Below are 15,791 nucleotides of genomic sequence, written 5' to 3'. Positions count from 1 at the left end.
AATTGCGCAAAGTTAATCTAGATTCTTTAGCTCGCTGCTAAATTTAAGGTGGTAATAGATCGCAGCCTCAAAATCCGGCATTGGGTAACAAGATTTCGGCGCTCAACTTTTGATCGTTTATTGCTTATAAATACTGCCGCTAATACATATGTTTATCATCAAATTGACAAAAAACAGGCAAAAAGCTGATAATTTGGTCACAATATTTTAAGTAAATAACCGGTGAAGAATAGTCTTTGAAAGGGACACGATATAAGCAAGATTTAGGTATATACAACGTATCGACTGAATTATAAAAACACCTTTTGGAACACCTATAATAGCCACCATGACCGTCTTTTTCGACTGTCATCAGGAGACTTGAGCGTATGGATAACCAATCTCTGTCGGAACATAGCATCGCCGCTGCAGACTTGCTCTCAGCCATGGCGAATCCCAAGCGCCTGATGATCTTGTGCACGCTGGTGGATACGGAAGTGCCGGTTGGTGTTCTCGCTTCACAGGTTGGTCTCAGCCAGTCCGCTCTCTCGCAGCATCTTTCGAAATTGCGTGCCCAGCGGCTGGTGAAGACACGACGGGATGCGCAGACCATCTACTATTCCAGCAATTCCGAATCCGTGAAAAAAATCCTCGCCTCCCTCGAGGAAATTTACTGCCAGGCGCAGAAGAGCAGCAAGACCGCTGCGTGATCCCAAGGCCCTGTTAAGGCCCGGCAGCATCACTCGATTGAAACCGGCGCACGACGCCGGTTTTTCTTTTCAGCGGCCTTCGCCGCGGGTGCATCCGGCACAGGGATTGGGGCTGCGTATTGGCGCGGTTTTCAGGCTGGTGCAGCAACCTGCATCTGCTGCTTGAGACGGCCTGCCGCAGCCGCATATCCGCCGTCGGCGCCATCCACGAAATGCATATGGTCTCTCGAAAGCGGAGAGGGGACGATACAGGTCATCAATGCGGCATCCTGTTCGTGCAGGCCGTAATAACAGCTTCCCGAGAGGCGGCCCTGTTCCAGCCGCGCGCGGATTTTTTCGAGCCGTGCGGCGTCGATATCCACCGTCATCTTCAGGCCGTCATCGAATTTCCTGAAATCTGTATTGCTCGCGACCGAACGCCGGTAGCGTATCGCATTGAACGGTCCGAACGAGAGCCCCGTCACGCTCAAGAGACTGACGAGCAGGGACTCGCCGAGAATGCGAAACGAGCGGCGCATCTTGCCCCAGACATCGTGATAGGCAGCGCCGGCACGGGCTTCGAGGCCGAGACCCTCGCGCACGAAACCGAGTTTCGGCCCATCTTCGGGCACGGGGTGGCCGTGTCTCGCGTCCTGTTCGGCCAGATCGACAAGATCGACGACCAGTTGGCGAAATGCCGGCATGTCTCGCGACGGCCCCGGCACGGCGATGATCGACACCACCTTGCCATGGGTGGCCGGAATGGGGTTCCAGCGGCATGAAAGACCGGTGAGATCGGGACGCTCGCCCGTTTCGGCTGCGGGCAGGGCATATTGCCCCTCCTTCATCCGCGCTTCCGCCCAGCTGTTGCCGCCGCCCGAAAACATGGCGTAGGAAACGTCCTCGCTCGCCTGAAAGCGCGCGACACGAATATCGAAGCCATTTTCACGAATATCCTCGACGGGAACCAGCGCCACGCGCATGGCAAGATCGAGATCGTCCTTCACCCAGCGCTGCACATTGGAAAGCGCGGTGCGTGCGACAGAGAGCCCCTGTGGCGGCACCGCGACGGCGGCGCCATCGCCGCCGAAAACGAAGGGCAGATCGTGACGGCCGAGACTGTTCGATACGCCCGATATGACCGCCGCACCGGCCATGTTGACGGCCTTGTAGCGACCGGTGCCGATTGCCGAGGTCGAATCGATGATATCGGCGATGGCCAGCCCCCATCCCGGCGGCAGGGCGCGATAAAGCGCCGGGTCGGCCACGTCTTCAAAATGCCGGAAGACGGGCAGGCCCGTCAGAAATTCTTCATCTGCTGCGATCATGGCGTATTATCCTCCAGCGGCGGCCAAACGCCAAGCGTTTACGGAAGGTCGATGCGTCCATTCAGACGGCGCAATCACGGCCGATCCGGCGATTGATTTACCGCGAATAGAGCTATTCCAGCAAAGTGACTTGCATAAATCATCAAACCTTCCGTATGAGTTGAGTGGAAGGCTCGGAATTCAAAAATGGAACGAGTTTTCGCCGGGAGGCGTCCGATAGTTTCATTCGGTCGGCGCCCCATGGCGCTCACCGGGTCCCGCGACCCCCTTTAAGGAGACACCAGGATGAAACTGAAGACATTGACCAGCGTGACGCTTGCAGCGTCCTTCGCATTCGCACCCCTTGCTCATGCCGAGATCGTCATCGGCCTGATTGCGCCGCTCACCGGTCCTGTCGCCGCCTATGGCGACCAGGTGAAGAACGGCGCCCAGACGGCAGTCAATGAAATCAACAAGAAGGGCGGCATCCTCGGCGAACAGGTCGTGCTGAAGCTTGCCGATGACGGCGGTGAGCCGAAGCAGGGCGTTTCCGCGGCCAACCAGCTGGTTGCCGAAGGCATCCACTTCGTCGTCGGTCCGGTGACGTCCGGCGTTGCCATTCCGGCTTCGGATGTCTTTGCCGAAAACGGCGTGCTGATGGTGACGCCGACGGCGACCGCGCCGGGCCTGACCAACCGTGGCCTTTCCAACGTTTTCCGCACCTGCGGTCGTGACGACCAGCAGGCAGAGGTTGCAGCGAAATATGTTCTCGCCAACCTCAAGGACAAGAAGATCGCCATCATTCACGACAAGGGCGCCTACGGCAAAGGTTTGGCGGACGCCTTCAAGACCACGCTGAATGCCGGTGGTGTGACCGAAGTTCTCTACGATGCGCTGACGCCCGGCGAAAAGGATCTCGGCGCGCTGACGGCCCGTCTGAAGTCCGACAATGCCGACATCGTCTATTTCGGCGGTTACCATCCGGAAGCGGGTCTTCTGGTGCGCCAGCTGAAGGACATCGGCTCCAAGGCTGCCGTCATCGGCGGTGACGGCCTGTCGAACAGCGAGTTCTGGAACATCGGTTCGCAGGCAGGCGAAGGCACGATCTTCACCAATGCTTCCGACGCACTGAAGAACGACGATTCCAAGGCCGCTGCCGAAGCGCTGAAGGCCGCCAACATTCCGGCGGAAGCCTTCACGCTCAATGCTTACGCTGCCGTCGAAGTGTTGAAGGCCGGCATCGAGAAGGCCGGAAGCGCCAAGGATTCCGAAGCCGTCGTCAAGGTTCTGAAAAGCGGCGACGCTTTCCCGACCGCAATCGGCAAGGTGACCTACGGCGAAAACGGCGACCTGACCTCGCAGGCCTTCTCGCTGTTCAAGTGGCAGGACGGCAAGATCGTCGCAGCCGAATAAGCTGATCCTACCGGCCGCACCCTGTGCGGCCGGTTTCATTTTACGGTCTGAAACAAGGTAGGGCAGCATGGCCGATGCGGGAACGCAAACGGGCGGGGAAATCGGCTTCGAGCGGATATTTCCGATCGTCAGAATTTTCGATGAGGCGAAGGCGCGCGAGTTTTATGTCGATTTTCTCGGTTTCGAGATCGACTGGGAACACCGCTTCGGCGATAATTTCCCGCTTTACATGCAGGTTTCACGGGCCGGGATGGGGCTTCACCTCAGCGGCCATCACGGCGATGCGACGCCGGGTTCGAATATCTTCGTCACAATGCGTGGCGTTCACGCCTATCAGAAGGAACTGGCGGGCAAGAAATATCGCTTCCTCAATCCCGGTGTTGAAGAATTGCCCTGGGGCGATGTCATGGAAGTCATTGATCCGTTCGGCAACCGTATCCGCTTCTGCGAGCAAAAAGACGAGGATTGAGGTCCGGGTTGTCACCGCGCGGCTCTTGACCTCGCCTGCGGTTTGAACGATAGAACGCGCAAACAGCGAACCGCGCGCACGGAGACCCCGTGCGCGCGGTTCGTGCGTTTTGGCAATCGGTCATGCAATTCGTTCGCATCCGCACGGGGGCAAAAATGAACAGTGAAGGCAATATGCAGGCCGGGGCGCTGGTCCGGAAGCTGGCATTCTGGAGCATTCCGCTTTCTTTCGGCGTGCTGGGCCTCAAGCTCGTGGCCTGGTGGGTCACGGGCTCGGTCGCGCTTTTATCGGACGGTCTTGAATCGACCGTCAATGTGGTCGCGGCCTTCATCGCCTATTTCGTCATTCGTTACGCGCAGAAGCCCGCCGATGACGACCACCAGTTCGGCCACCACAAGGCGGAATATATTTCCGCCGTGGTGGAGGGTGTGCTGATCGTCGTTGCCGCGCTGCTGATCGTGCAGGAGGCCTGGGGCGGTCTTTTCAACCCGAGGCTGCCGGAAGCGCCGGCCCTTGGTCTTGCCATCAATGCGGCGGCGGGCGTCATCAACGCCATCTGGGCGACGATCCTGATCCGTATCGGCAAAAGACACGCCTCACCGGCGCTGGCCGCGGACGGCCATCACATCATGTCCGACGTCGTGACCTCGGCAGGCGTTCTCGTCGGCCTCGTTCTGGCGCTGCTGACGGGTTATGCCATTCTCGATCCGCTGCTCGCCATCCTGGTGGCCATCAACATCCTGTTCCAGGGATCCAAGGTCATTCTGCATTCGCTTGGCGGGCTGATGGATCGGGCCGTGGAGCCGGAAGAGGACGAGGCGATCAAGAAGGCCATCGCCGAACATTCCGGCGGCGTCATTGGCGTCCATGATCTGAGGACACGCCGCGCCGGCGCGGCCGCCTTCATCGATTTTCACGTCGTTGTTCCCGCCGTCATGACGGTGCGCGAGGCGCATGATATTTGCGACCGCCTTGAAGATGCCATAAGGGACGTCATACCGGGCGCCAGCCTTGCCATTCACGTCGAGCCGGAAGGCGAAAAGGCGCATGGCGTCAAAGTGATTGTTTGAAAAACAGGAGTTTTCCATGTCCGTGACGGATGTTTCCGGCCTGTCGCAGCTGGGCACGAAGGTCGATACGCCAGAGAGCCCGGAAAAGGCCGTTCTCGAAAAGGTGCCGAACGGCAATGCCGGCACCGATTACGTGGTGCGCTTCACCGCGCCCGAATTCACCTCGCTTTGCCCGATGACCGGCCAGCCGGATTTCGCCCATATCGTCATCGACTATATTCCGGGCGATTTCCTGGTGGAATCAAAGTCGCTGAAGCTGTTTTTGCAGTCTTTCCGCAACCACGGCGCATTCCACGAGGATTGCTCGGTCTATATCGCCAAGCGGCTTGTTGATCTGTTGCAGCCGAAATGGCTGAGGATCGGCGCTTACTGGTATCCGCGCGGCGGCATTCCGATCGACGTCTTCTGGCAGACCGGACCGGCGCCCGAAGGCGTGTGGCTGCCGGATCAGGGCGTTCCCACCTATCGCGGTCGCGGCTGATCCGGGCTTCTACGAATTAAAGGTTCAGGCGAACGAACCGTCGTCGCCTGAATCGAAATCCGCGTCGTCGTCGCTGTCGTCATCGGCCTGCTGGATGTCGTCGTCGTCGTTGTTCTGGGGGCTGGCGTTGTCGCCGTAATAATTATTGATGACGGTTTCCTCGACAGGCGCGTTACCCGCGGCATTGCCGCCGCCGAAGGGCGAGCCAAGGCCGAGCGACGACATGTGGCTGCCGAAAATACCGCTCAGCGAATTGGCGAGCAGCATGCCGCCGGCGACACCCGCAGCGGTCCCAAGCGCACCCTGCAGAAAACCACCGCCCGAAGAACGTCCGACCGCGCCGGGCTGCTGGCTCCAGGGGCCGCCGGATTGCTGACCGGCGGGCGATCCCCAGGGACCGGCCGTCTGGCCGGCGGTATCGTTGCGCCATGAGGTTTGCGGGGCAGGGGCGGGCGTCGGTGCTGGCGGCTGTGACTGGCCGGTGCCGAAGATGGAACTCAGAAAACCACACTGAGCGGCCGCCTGCGGGGCGGCATTGCCGCTTTCCAGCGCGTGGATGCGGTCTTCAAGCTGCTTGATATGGGCTGCCGCCGCCTCCAGACCCTTTTCCTGAACGATCACCGCCTGGGCGAGATAATAGGGGGCTGCGGGCTGATCGCGCACGGCGTCTGCGATCAATGTTTCCGCCTCGCGGTCACGCGGGGTGGCGGATGCGGTTCTGGTCCTGTCGAACAGGGACTTGAGAAGCTGGCTTTCTTCCGGTGACATATGATGCCTCCTTACCGTGAAGCGAAAATCCACGATAAGGAAGTAGGCCTCAATTCCGGCTTTTCAAAGCGGCCCGAATTTTAAATTTCGGTAATGATCGTCAGCCGCCGAAGGCGAGCGAGAGACCCGCAATCGCCGTCAACGCGCCGACGGTGCGGCTGGCTACCGAACCGAAACGGGCAATGCCGAGGCCGAGCGCGATGCCGGCCGCATGCAGGATGGTGGTGGCGATCATGAAGCCGATGCCGAATTGAAGCGCGCCGGCGCTGCCGAGTTCACCGCCATGGGCGTGGCCGTGGAAAAGCGCGAAAGCGCCGACCACGGCAGCAGCGGCTGCTGTCGGAAGCCTTGCCGCCATCGCAACGAGCAGGCCGAGACCGATGACGGAGGCGAGAATGGCCGGTTCGACGAAAGGAAGCCCGATGCCATAAACCGCCATCAGGAAGCCGGCGGCCATGGTGCCGACGAAGGCGGAAGGCACGATCCACAGCGCCTTGCGGTCGCCCTGCGCCACGGCGATCTGCGAGGCCCAGATGCCGACGGCCACCATCGCCAGAATGTGATCCGCACCGAAGAAGGGGTGGGAGACACCGGCCATGAAGGAGCCGTGTTCTTCCGGGTTCAGATGGGCGAAAGCAGGCAGGGCGGTAACGCCCAGTGCGGCGGCAGTGAGGCTTAGTCTTTTCAGCATGGTTCCCTCTTTAAATTATGGCCGTCCGCAACGGAATCTTGGGGCTTCCCGTGGCAGGCGGCGCTGCAATGAGGCGTCAACGATATCGCGAAGGCAGACAGGCTGTCCATGCGTCATCTGCCGGGGGTGCTGTTTATTGTTGGCGGGCAAACCTTGCCTTTTTCTCTCATTGCCTTACGTAACAAGTCGCACTATGTCCGAAGGGCATGCACGAATTTTGCTGGAGAGAGCCGTTGATGAACGAAGACGAAGACGACAAGAGCAAGGAACTGCCGATCGGCAAGGAAACGGAAGCGAATCTTTTCAAGTCGCGTTCGATCTTCATCTATGGTGGCATCACGCAGGAACTGGCGCAGAAGGTCTGCACGCAGCTCGTGGCTCTCGCCGCCGCCAGCGACGACGACATTCGCGTTTACGTCAATTCGCCGGGCGGCCATGTCGAATCGGGTGATTCCATCCACGACATGATCAAGTTCATCAAGCCGAAGGTCTATATCATCGGCACGGGCTGGGTCGCTTCCGCTGGCGCGCTGATTTACGTTTCGGTGCCAAAGGAACGCCGCCTCTGCCTGCCGAACACCCGCTTCCTGCTGCACCAACCCTCCGGCGGTACGCGCGGCATGGCGTCCGACATCGAAATCCAGGCGCGCGAAATCATCAAGATGAACCAGCGCCTGATCAAAATCTTCTCCAAGGCCACCGGCCAGAGCGAAGAAAAGATCGCCAAGGACATCGATCGCGATTACTGGCTCGGCGCGGAAGAGGCCAAGGATTACGGCCTCGTCGGCAAGATCGTCGAGAGCCAGTCGGAACTCTGAGTTTTCGATTTTTCAGTTGAGAAAGCCCGTATCGGTGAAAACCGGTGCGGGCTTTTTCCTTTCAGGCCGGTGTTATTTCATCATGTCGCAGGCCTTCATCATGTCGGCCTTTTTCATCTTGTCCATTTCCATGCCGGCCTTGTCCATGCAATCTTTCTTGCTGGCCTTCTTGCCGGCCATGGACATGCCATCCTTTTTCATCGTCTCCGTCTTCATGGTGTCGTTATGCATGGTATCCTTCTTCATCGTATCGGTTTTCATGCTCTCGGCATGGGCGATGCCTGCGAAGGAAAGAGCGGACAGAAGGGAAGCGGCGGCGATGGCGGTGAAAATGCGGGTCATGAAGGGTCTCCTCTGGACGTCGTTGAATGTCCGCCGGCATCGTGCCGGGGCTCACGATTGTCCATTCGGCCGGGAAAGGCCGGCCGTTACATCTTCACGCGCTTGTGACGACAAGTTCGGGCGAGATTTTTTTAAAGCCACTATGTAACAATATCCTGCCGATTGCGAATAACCCGATAGTGACGATGACAGGCAGCCCTTCGGAAGAAACACTGAAAATGCTGATGCTGCGTTCCCTCGATGGGGACGAAGGCGCCTACAGGCATTTGCTTCATGCCCTGAGACGGCTGCTGATCGCCTATTACGGCCGGCGCATGGCTGCTGCCGCCAGAGGCGATGTCGAAGATCTTGTACAGGAAACGCTGTTGTCGCTTCACGCCAAGCGGGAGACCTATGACCGTGCGCGACCCTTCACGGCCTGGTTCTTTTCGATAGCGCGCTACAAGCTCATCGATCACTATCGGGGCCGGGGTGCGCGCCTGCTGGCGGAAGTGGAACTCGATGAAACGCTGGAGGCGGAACCGTCCGTCGATGCGGTCACGGCCCGCATGGATGTGGAGCGGCTGCTTGATGAGTTGCCGGAACGGCAACGGGATCTCATTCGAAGGGTGAAGCTCGAAGGTCACTCAATTGCCGAAGCGGCGCAAAAATCCGGCCAGACCGAGCTTGCGGCGAGGGTCGGTATTCACAGAACGCTGAAAGTCCTGGCGGCAAAGTTGCGGGGGGACACGTGAGGAAGACGGAAGACATCATCGACCAACTGGCGGGCGATCTGAAACCCGTACGAGCTTTTGCGCTGGAGCGGAGGCTGGCGTTCGTGGCCTTGCCCGCGCTCGGCGTTTCGCTGCTGCTGATGGTCGTCATTCTGGGGCTTCGCAGCGATATGAATGACGCTATGACCGAACCGGGTTTCTGGGTTAAATCCGCCTATAATGCCCTGCTGGCCGTGACCGCATTTTTCGCCCTCATGCGTCTTGCGCGGCCGGAGGGCGACAGGGGTGGCCTGTTTGCGTGGCTTGCGGTGGTTTTTGTGGCCATGGCGGTCATCGCGCTCGTACAGCTTGGATTTGCCGTGCCCGGCACCTACACGACCCTCATTCTCGGATCGTCGGCGCTGCATTGCCCGTTTTTGATCGTTGCTTTCGCACTACCGCTGTTTCTGGCGAATTTCGCGGCTCTCAAGCGTTCGGCTCCCGCTGATCCCACGCTTGCGGGTTTTGCCGCGGGCATTGCCGCGGGTGCGGCCGGGGCGTGGGTCTATTCGTGGTTCTGCACCGAAAACGGTATGGCTTTCGTGTTGATCTGGTATTCGCTGGGCATCTTGATGACCGGCATCATCGGCGCTTTTGCCGGTTCACGTCTGCTCCGCTGGTGAAGGCAAGATTGCCGATGCCGGCCCGGACATGGTCCAGAGCCGGCATTCTGCTTCATGCGGATTTCATTGACCCAGATTGGCGGGAATTGCGAATGCCGCAAACTGGGTGAACTGCTTGCCGGTGTTGAAATTGTCATCGGAGGCGATGACGAAGAGCTGCTTGCCATCCACCACCGAGCCGAAGGCGAAGCTTTCGATATTGTCGATATCGAGGCCGAAATCGCCTTCGTTGATTTCGAACCAGGCCGATTTGGATACGGCGGCCACGGATGCTGGATCGATCTTGTCCTTGCCGAGAATATTGTCGGCGCGGGACATGTCGGCGATGAAGAAGCGGATGTGATTGCCGACACCGGAGGCGAAATTGCGCTCGACAGCGACGAAACGGCCATCCGGCAGGGCCGCGATGGCGGAAAGGCCGTTGTCGTTATATTTCGGCTCGGCGGCTGTCGGCGTCTTAGAGATAGGCTCGGTGACATAGACATGCTCGGCAACCGGTTTCAGCGTCGCCGTGTCGATGACGAGGATGCGGGCCGGGCTACCCGCCTGCGGCGTCGCCTTGGGGCCGTCCTGGGTGAGCGCATTTTCGGTGGCGGCGATCAGCCGGCCGGGCATCAGCGTCAGGCCTTCGAAAGCGAGGTTGTTCTGTACGCCCCTGGTCTTGGCGTCATCGACGAGATATGCGTTTGGCAGTTCCAGCCGCTTCACATTGCTGCCGTCGAGGTCCGACACGTAAAGCGCCGGCTGGTTCTTCAGGTCGCGTTCGGAGGACCAGTAGAGCTTGCCGCCCTTGCGGTCGAGCGCGATGCCTTCCGCATCGATGCCCTTCGGCGCAAAAGCGGCGCCGGTCTCGTCCTTCAATTCGCGCGTGGCGGCGATGTTGAGCGTGGCGGCGCCTTCCGTCACGGCCAGCTCCAGCTCGTAATAACGGGCCGGACCTTTTTCCACGCGGTCATCGGAAATTGCGAGATAACGCCCGGTTTCGCTGTCAAAGGCGAGATCGGAAATGCCGCCGAAGGTGACGCCATCGATGGAGAGGCCCGATGGAACGACGATCTGGCCGAGAAAGGCCGGCGGCGGCGGGGTCTGGGCCGCGGCGGGCAAAGCCGCAAAACAGCAGGCGACGATGGTGACGATGCGGAGCATGGCGAGGGTCCCTCTTGTGGCGGATGACCGGTTGCGATGCAGGGAGGATTAGCGCCGTGCCGCTAAACTTTGATGACGTTTTCCCTGTTGCCGTACCTGAAGTCTGGCGGCTCATCTTGCCAAGCCGCGTCTTTTTTGATCCTGAATATAATCACGCTTCATCCAAAGCGTGTCGCCATCCCCGGATTCGCGCGTCACGCTTCAGTTTTGTTTCTGCCTGTCGCCAATGCGGACCGCTGCGGTTGTTTGCGACAGACAGCAGGCCGCAGAGTGCTTCATGCTGAAAGATTTTTCCGTCCAGAGCCTGTTCATGGGCTGCCTCACCGCCTTTGTCGGTTTCGCCAGCTCCTTCGCCGTCGTGCTGCAGGGCCTGAAAGCTGTCGGTGCGACGGATTTCGAGGCGGCGTCGGGGCTGATGGCGCTTTCGGTGGCGATGGGGCTTTGCGCCATTATTCTCTCCGCCGCCACCCGGCTACCCATCAGCATCGCCTGGTCGACACCGGGTGCGGCACTGCTTGCGACCACCGGCGTCATTGAGGGCGGCTTTCCGGCGGCCGTCGGCGGTTTCATCATCTGCGCCATCCTGATCATCATCGCCGGCCTGTTCCGGCCGCTGGGAAAGGCGGTCGCCTCCATTCCCGCGCCGCTTGCCAATGCCATGCTCTCCGGCGTCATCATCGGCCTGTGTTTTGCGCCCATCAAGGCGATCGGTTTCAACCCGGCGCTCGGATTGCCCATCATCCTCGCCTGGATCGTGGTGGGAGCCTTCAAACGACTGTTCGCCGTGCCCGCCGCCCTTGCCGCCTTCGTGCTGGTGATGATTTTCGGCGTCGAAATTCCGGCGGGTGCACTTGATAGCGTGGCGCAATCGCTGACGCCGCCGATGGAGTGGGTAACGCCCGTCTTCAGTCTCCACGCGGTTGTTTCCATCGCTCTGCCGCTCTTCATCGTCACCATGGCCTCGCAGAATATTCCCGGCATAGCGGTGCTGAAGGTCAATCATTACGATCCCCAGCCCGGACCGCTTTTCGCCTCGACCGGCTTTTTCTCGCTGCTTTCCGCACCCTTTGGCGGCCATGCCGTCAATCTAGCGGCGATTACGGCGGCGATGTGCGCTGGCGAGGACGCCCATCCCGATCCAAAGAGGCGTTACTGGGCGGCGATCATCGGCGGTGTCGGCTATATTATTTTCGGCCTGCTGGCGGGCGTGGTTACCGCCTTCGTGGCGCTGGCGCCGCCCATTCTCATCCAGGCGGTGGCGGGGCTGGCACTGGTCGGCGCCTTTTCCGGCTCCGCAGTCGCAGCCTTCAGGGAGCCGGAAACCCGCGAGGCGGCGGCCATCACTTTCCTCATCACGGCTTCCGGCCTTTCCTTCGGCGGCATTTCCGGGGCCTTCTGGGGCCTGATCGGCGGCGGGCTGATGATGGCGTTGCAGCGGGTGGTGAAGCGTGGTTAGGCCGAAAGGCTGGAGAGCGGCAGGCAGGGAAAATAACGGGCGCACGACACAAGATCACTTGTCAGACCGCCAGCCGCTGTTTATACACATCGCCATGAGCAACAGCATCGCAACCATTTTTGGCATGAGCGCGCAGATTTCTGCGAAGACCTCGCCGTGCGGTGCACTCTCGCTTCTTAGCCTCGACCTTACACGCGGTTGCCGGGTCCAGTGAGGAGCGCCCGGCGGCCGAAAGCCCGCTGGCGCTAACGCTCCTCATCTCGAAATCTCATTTTATACTGGATTTAGGCCCTCAAGGGCCGCGCATCCGCCGATGGCGAAAGACGCCCGCGGACTGCGCAAGGAGGAAGCGAAATGGACGGCAAGATCACCAATATTTCCAAGGGCATGGCTGACGCGAGCGTGAAGTATCGCCCTTATCCCACCATCAATATCCCCGACCGTACATGGCCTGGCAAGACCATCGACAAGGCGCCGATCTGGTGTTCGGTGGACCTGCGCGACGGCAACCAGTCGCTGGTCAACCCCATGGGTCACGACCGCAAGGCCCGCATGTTCAAGCTGCTGCTCGAAATGGGTTTCAAGGAAATCGAGATCGGTTTCCCCTCCGCCTCGCAGACGGATTTCGATTTCGCCCGCTGGTGCGTGGAAGAGGGCAATGTGCCTGACGATGTCTCCCTGCAGGTGCTGGTGCAGTGCCGCCCGGAGCTGATTACCCGCACGTTCGAGGCGCTGGAAGGCGCCAACAAGCCGATCATCCACTTCTACAATTCCACTTCGGAATTGCAGCGCCGCGTGGTGTTCGGCAAGGATGTGCACGGCATCAAGCAGATCGCCGTCGATGCGGCCAAGATGATCACCGAAATGGCGGCGAAGGCCGGCGGCGGCTACCGCTTCGAATATTCGCCTGAGAGCTTTACCGGCACCGAGCTGGAAGTGGCGCTGGAAATCTGCAACGCCGTGGTCGAGGTTGTGAAACCGACAGCCGACAACAAGCTGATCCTGAACCTGCCTTCGACGGTGGAAATGGCGACGCCGAACATCTATGCCGACCAGATCGAATGGATGTGCCGCAATATCGACAATCGCGAAAACGTCATCATCTCGCTGCATCCGCATAATGACCGCGGCACCGGCATTGCGGCGACCGAACTGGGCCTGATGGCGGGTGCTGACCGCGTGGAAGGCACGTTGTTCGGCAATGGCGAACGCACGGGTAACGTCGACGTCGTGACGCTGGCGCTGAACATGTATACGCAGGGTGTGGACCCTGAGCTGGATTGCCGCGATATCGAGCGCATCAAGGATGTCTACGAATATTCCAACGAGATGACGATCCCCGAGCGCCACCCCTATGTCGGCGAGCTGGTCTACACCGCCTTCTCCGGCTCGCATCAAGATGCGATCAACAAGGGCATGAAGGCGATCAAGGTCGCCAACCATCCCGTCTGGGAGGTGCCCTATCTGCCGATCGACCCGAAGGATGTCGGCCGCTCCTATGAGGCGATCATCCGCATCAACTCGCAATCCGGTAAAGGCGGCATCGCCTATATTCTGCAGCAGGATTATGGCATCAACCTGCCGCGCAACCTGCAGGTGGAATTCCGCGAGGATATCCAGCGCATCACCGATGAAGAAGGCGTGGAACTGCCGGCCAAGCGCATCTACGAGCGCTTTATCGAGCGTTATGTGACGCAGCCGAATGCGCGCATCAAGTTCGTCGATCACCACACCTATCCGGCGGGCGATTTCAAGGGCGTGCGTATCGTTGCCGCCGAGATCACCGATAATGGCGAGGTGAAGCGTATCGAGGGCAAGGGAACCGGTCCGATCGACGGGTTCATCAATGCGCTGTCGGTTTATCTCGGCATCGACCTGTCGGTGAATGATTATTCCGAGCATTCGCTGCAGCATGGCTCGAACGCTTCGGCTATTGCTTATGTCGAGATGGAGCATCCGGGCGGCAAGCTGTTCGGGGCAGGCGTCAATACGAATATCGTGGCGGCGTCGCTGGAGGCGATTGTTTCGGCGGCCAATCGGGTGCTGGAAGAGCGGGCGAAGTGAGTTTGCTTTGAGGGTGGGGCTTTACCCCCCTCTGCCCTGCCGGGCATCTCCCCCTCAAGGGGGGAGATCAGCAAGAAGCGCTACCGGCACTTCATTCGCAAATGTTGAGATGGGCGAGACCCAACCACGAGTCGATCTCCCCCCTTGAGGGGGAGATGCCCGGCAGGGCAGAGGGGGTGAACTCCACCCACCGACACCACCGCCCCGGACTCTACTCCCCCAGCAGCGAAAACCCCAGCGGCCGGCCGTTTTCATAAAACACCCGCACATCCTCCAGCGCTACACCCGTCCCCGTCTCATTGAGGCTGTGGCGCTCACAGGCGACATTCCAGGTGCCGGGGCCACCGGAAATATGGAAGAGATTATAGGCCGCGCGCGGTTTTTCACCGCCCGGTCCCTGGCTGGCGGAGGAAATGCCGACGACCGGGATGTGGTCTTCCCCATGGTGGGTGTTCAGCCAGTAGACCGTATTCAAATGGGTATGACCGTGCAGCACCAGTTCCGCGCCACCGACACCGAGAGCGGCGGCAAAGCGACGAACGCCGAACATGCGTTTATGGGCGGCAGTGGCACCCCGGATCGGCGGATGATGGATCATCACCACGCGGAATAGCCCCTGTTCCCCGGCTTTTTTCAAAAGCTCCGCCGTGGCGCGGGCCTGTCGGTTGCCGAAGTAGCCGGTTGCCGAAAAGGGCGGCGTCGCAATCGAGGTGGAGCAGCCGATCAGTGCGACGGGTCCGCGCACACGCATATAGGGAAAAATCTTGCGGTCGTCGTCCCATTCCAGCGGGTCGCCATCGCCGCGCACATAAGGATACCAGGCCTGCATGGCCTTGTCGTGCGCGCCGGAAACATAGGCGTCGTGATTGCCGGGAACGACGGAGGTTCTTTCGGGATCGCCCACCTCCTCCAGCCAGTCGGCGGCGGCGCGGATTTCAATGCCTGTCGCAAGATTGACGAGATCGCCGGTAATAGCCAGATGATCCGGTGACTTTGTCTCCAGATCGTCGAGCAGTTTTTCCAGCGTATCGGTGAAGAGATGCTTGCGGCGGTTGCGGTGCCAGTTGACAAAACCGGTGATACGCTTGGATGCAAGTTCGCGGAAAGTGAGTTTTGGCAGTGGCCCCAAATGGACGTCTGAAATATGCGCAAGTTTGAACATGGCGGCAGAGATAACCTATGATATGCCGCGCGTCCAATAAAAGCCGGCAGGCGGGGAGAAACCAGGGTGAATGACGAAACAACCGGGCGGCAGGCCCGTCCGTTCCATATGCGCGTCCTCATTCGCCTGTTGCATTTCGTTTTTCTGTTCACGCGCGGCGCAACTCTTGGTGTGCGTGCGGCCTGTTTCGATGAAACGGGCAGGATTTTTCTGGTGCGGCACACCTATCTGCAGGGCTGGTATCTGCCGGGCGGAGGGGTGGAACGTGGTGAAACCCTGCTGATGGCACTGCACAAGGAAATCCGCGAAGAAGGCAATCTCGAAGCTGCCTCCAAACCGGAGCTGATCCATGTCTATCTCAATCTGGAAGGCAGCAATCGCGATCATGTGGCGCTCTACCGGCTTGACGTCTCCCAGACCAAACCGAAAAAGCCCGATCATGAAATTGCCGAAAGCGGCTTTTTCGACCTGTCGGAGCTGCCGGAAGGGGTGACGGCCGCAACCCGCCGCCGCCTTGCCGAGCTTGCCGGCGAAGCGGCGATCGCCGACCACTGGTAGTAA

At 59.8% G+C, this 15,791-nt stretch carries 17 protein-coding genes; 11 read left to right on the top strand and 6 right to left on the bottom strand.

Annotated features, from left to right (window positions below; translation table 11 throughout):
* Window positions 1-368 precede the first annotated feature (368 nt).
* A complete protein-coding gene (locus ACQZ5N_RS17460; RefSeq protein ID WP_003524068.1) occupies window positions 369-689 on the top strand; it encodes an ArsR/SmtB family transcription factor in 321 nt (106 codons plus the stop codon).
* A gap of 131 nt (window positions 690-820) precedes the next feature.
* Here the strand turns inward: ACQZ5N_RS17460 and ACQZ5N_RS17455 are convergent, their stop codons facing one another.
* A complete protein-coding gene (locus ACQZ5N_RS17455) occupies window positions 821-1,996 on the bottom strand; it encodes a DUF3095 domain-containing protein (protein ID WP_448733625.1) in 1,176 nt (391 codons plus the stop codon).
* Window positions 1,997-2,281: 285 nt separating this feature from the next.
* Between ACQZ5N_RS17455 and ACQZ5N_RS17450 the strand changes: the two genes are divergently transcribed.
* From ACQZ5N_RS17450 to queF, 4 genes are all read left to right on the top strand, one after another.
* Window positions 2,282-3,388, top strand: coding sequence for a branched-chain amino acid ABC transporter substrate-binding protein (locus ACQZ5N_RS17450; RefSeq protein WP_448733624.1), 1,107 nt, complete (start codon window positions 2,282-2,284; stop codon window positions 3,386-3,388).
* A gap of 67 nt (window positions 3,389-3,455) precedes the next feature.
* Window positions 3,456-3,857, top strand: coding sequence for a glyoxalase superfamily protein (locus ACQZ5N_RS17445; RefSeq protein ID WP_448733623.1), 402 nt, complete (start codon window positions 3,456-3,458; stop codon window positions 3,855-3,857).
* 155 nt (window positions 3,858-4,012) lie between these two features.
* Window positions 4,013-4,927 (top strand): cation diffusion facilitator family transporter, encoded by a 915-nt coding sequence (locus ACQZ5N_RS17440; protein ID WP_448733622.1) that lies wholly within the window; start codon window positions 4,013-4,015, stop codon window positions 4,925-4,927.
* A 16-nt stretch (window positions 4,928-4,943) separates the two neighbouring features.
* Complete coding sequence (gene queF, locus ACQZ5N_RS17435) at window positions 4,944-5,408, top strand: preQ(1) synthase (RefSeq protein ID WP_003523055.1); 465 nt, start codon at window positions 4,944-4,946, stop codon at window positions 5,406-5,408.
* 24 nt (window positions 5,409-5,432) lie between these two features.
* Here queF and ACQZ5N_RS17430 read toward each other — a convergent pair whose 3' ends face one another.
* Both ACQZ5N_RS17430 and ACQZ5N_RS17425 read right to left on the bottom strand, forming a co-directional pair.
* A complete protein-coding gene (locus ACQZ5N_RS17430) occupies window positions 5,433-6,176 on the bottom strand; it encodes a DUF2076 domain-containing protein (protein ID WP_448733621.1) in 744 nt (247 codons plus the stop codon).
* A 100-nt stretch (window positions 6,177-6,276) separates the two neighbouring features.
* Window positions 6,277-6,867 carry a HupE/UreJ family protein gene (locus ACQZ5N_RS17425; protein ID WP_448733620.1) on the bottom strand — a complete coding sequence of 197 codons (591 nt, stop codon included), beginning with the start codon at window positions 6,865-6,867 and terminating at the stop codon, window positions 6,277-6,279.
* A gap of 236 nt (window positions 6,868-7,103) precedes the next feature.
* Here ACQZ5N_RS17425 and ACQZ5N_RS17420 point away from each other — a divergent pair, with 236 nt between their 5' ends.
* Window positions 7,104-7,685 carry an ATP-dependent Clp protease proteolytic subunit gene (locus ACQZ5N_RS17420; protein WP_003523060.1) on the top strand — a complete coding sequence of 194 codons (582 nt, stop codon included), beginning with the start codon at window positions 7,104-7,106 and terminating at the stop codon, window positions 7,683-7,685.
* A gap of 72 nt (window positions 7,686-7,757) precedes the next feature.
* On the opposite strand, the gene ACQZ5N_RS17415 is transcribed toward ACQZ5N_RS17420, so the two are convergent.
* A complete protein-coding gene (locus tag ACQZ5N_RS17415) occupies window positions 7,758-8,027 on the bottom strand; it encodes a pentapeptide MXKDX repeat protein (protein WP_448733619.1) in 270 nt (89 codons plus the stop codon).
* A 185-nt stretch (window positions 8,028-8,212) separates the two neighbouring features.
* Between ACQZ5N_RS17415 and ACQZ5N_RS17410 the strand changes: the two genes are divergently transcribed.
* Window positions 8,213-8,761, top strand: a complete 549-nt coding sequence (locus tag ACQZ5N_RS17410; protein ID WP_120357025.1) for a sigma-70 family RNA polymerase sigma factor — start codon at window positions 8,213-8,215, stop codon at window positions 8,759-8,761.
* Window positions 8,758-9,402, top strand: a complete 645-nt coding sequence (locus ACQZ5N_RS17405) for an NrsF family protein (RefSeq protein ID WP_448733618.1) — start codon at window positions 8,758-8,760, stop codon at window positions 9,400-9,402. The genes ACQZ5N_RS17410 and ACQZ5N_RS17405 overlap by 4 nt, the downstream gene beginning before the upstream one ends.
* 63 nt (window positions 9,403-9,465) lie before the next feature.
* Here ACQZ5N_RS17405 and ACQZ5N_RS17400 read toward each other — a convergent pair whose 3' ends face one another.
* Window positions 9,466-10,548 (bottom strand): esterase-like activity of phytase family protein, encoded by a 1,083-nt coding sequence (locus ACQZ5N_RS17400; protein WP_448733617.1) that lies wholly within the window; start codon window positions 10,546-10,548, stop codon window positions 9,466-9,468.
* Between the two features lie 277 nt (window positions 10,549-10,825).
* On the opposite strand from ACQZ5N_RS17400, the gene ACQZ5N_RS17395 reads away from it, so the two are divergent.
* The gene (locus tag ACQZ5N_RS17395; protein WP_080851156.1) at window positions 10,826-12,004 is read left to right on the top strand and encodes a benzoate/H(+) symporter BenE family transporter; all 1,179 of its coding nucleotides are present in this window, start codon (window positions 10,826-10,828) and stop codon (window positions 12,002-12,004) included.
* 354 nt (window positions 12,005-12,358) lie between these two features.
* The gene (gene leuA / locus ACQZ5N_RS17390; protein ID WP_448733616.1) at window positions 12,359-14,068 is read left to right on the top strand and encodes a 2-isopropylmalate synthase; all 1,710 of its coding nucleotides are present in this window, start codon (window positions 12,359-12,361) and stop codon (window positions 14,066-14,068) included.
* A 211-nt stretch (window positions 14,069-14,279) separates the two neighbouring features.
* Here leuA and ACQZ5N_RS17385 read toward each other — a convergent pair whose 3' ends face one another.
* The gene (locus ACQZ5N_RS17385) at window positions 14,280-15,230 is read right to left on the bottom strand and encodes a metallophosphoesterase family protein (RefSeq protein WP_174057149.1); all 951 of its coding nucleotides are present in this window, start codon (window positions 15,228-15,230) and stop codon (window positions 14,280-14,282) included.
* A 66-nt stretch (window positions 15,231-15,296) separates the two neighbouring features.
* On the opposite strand from ACQZ5N_RS17385, the gene ACQZ5N_RS17380 reads away from it, so the two are divergent.
* On the top strand, window positions 15,297-15,788 hold the full coding sequence (locus ACQZ5N_RS17380; RefSeq protein WP_448733615.1) for an NUDIX domain-containing protein: 492 nt from the start codon (window positions 15,297-15,299) through the stop codon (window positions 15,786-15,788).
* The last annotated feature ends 3 nt before the right edge of the window (window positions 15,789-15,791 follow it).

Source organism: Agrobacterium sp. 22-221-1, assembly GCF_053522445.1.
The sequence above is the reverse complement of the archived record's forward strand: the minus strand, read 5'-3'. Positions and strand labels throughout refer to the sequence as shown.

Bases quoted from the DNA above. Each gene is read 5' to 3' on its own strand.
- ACQZ5N_RS17450 (WP_448733624.1), top strand. From the start codon at position 2,282: ATGAAACTGAAGACATTGACCAGCGTGACGCTTGCAGCGTCCTTCGCA.
- ACQZ5N_RS17400 (WP_448733617.1), bottom strand. From the start codon at position 10,548: ATGCTCCGCATCGTCACCATCGTCGCCTGCTGTTTTGCGGCTTTGCCC.
- ACQZ5N_RS17440 (WP_448733622.1), top strand. From the start codon at position 4,013: ATGAACAGTGAAGGCAATATGCAGGCCGGGGCGCTGGTCCGGAAGCTG.
- ACQZ5N_RS17420 (WP_003523060.1), top strand. From the start codon at position 7,104: ATGAACGAAGACGAAGACGACAAGAGCAAGGAACTGCCGATCGGCAAG.
- queF (WP_003523055.1), top strand. From the start codon at position 4,944: ATGTCCGTGACGGATGTTTCCGGCCTGTCGCAGCTGGGCACGAAGGTC.
- leuA (WP_448733616.1), top strand. From the start codon at position 12,359: ATGGACGGCAAGATCACCAATATTTCCAAGGGCATGGCTGACGCGAGC.
- ACQZ5N_RS17410 (WP_120357025.1), top strand. From the start codon at position 8,213: ATGACAGGCAGCCCTTCGGAAGAAACACTGAAAATGCTGATGCTGCGT.
- ACQZ5N_RS17460 (WP_003524068.1), top strand. From the start codon at position 369: ATGGATAACCAATCTCTGTCGGAACATAGCATCGCCGCTGCAGACTTG.
- ACQZ5N_RS17430 (WP_448733621.1), bottom strand. From the start codon at position 6,176: ATGTCACCGGAAGAAAGCCAGCTTCTCAAGTCCCTGTTCGACAGGACC.
- ACQZ5N_RS17385 (WP_174057149.1), bottom strand. From the start codon at position 15,230: ATGTTCAAACTTGCGCATATTTCAGACGTCCATTTGGGGCCACTGCCA.
- ACQZ5N_RS17445 (WP_448733623.1), top strand. From the start codon at position 3,456: ATGGCCGATGCGGGAACGCAAACGGGCGGGGAAATCGGCTTCGAGCGG.
- ACQZ5N_RS17455 (WP_448733625.1), bottom strand. From the start codon at position 1,996: ATGATCGCAGCAGATGAAGAATTTCTGACGGGCCTGCCCGTCTTCCGG.
- ACQZ5N_RS17425 (WP_448733620.1), bottom strand. From the start codon at position 6,867: ATGCTGAAAAGACTAAGCCTCACTGCCGCCGCACTGGGCGTTACCGCC.
- ACQZ5N_RS17415 (WP_448733619.1), bottom strand. From the start codon at position 8,027: ATGACCCGCATTTTCACCGCCATCGCCGCCGCTTCCCTTCTGTCCGCT.
- ACQZ5N_RS17395 (WP_080851156.1), top strand. From the start codon at position 10,826: ATGCTGAAAGATTTTTCCGTCCAGAGCCTGTTCATGGGCTGCCTCACC.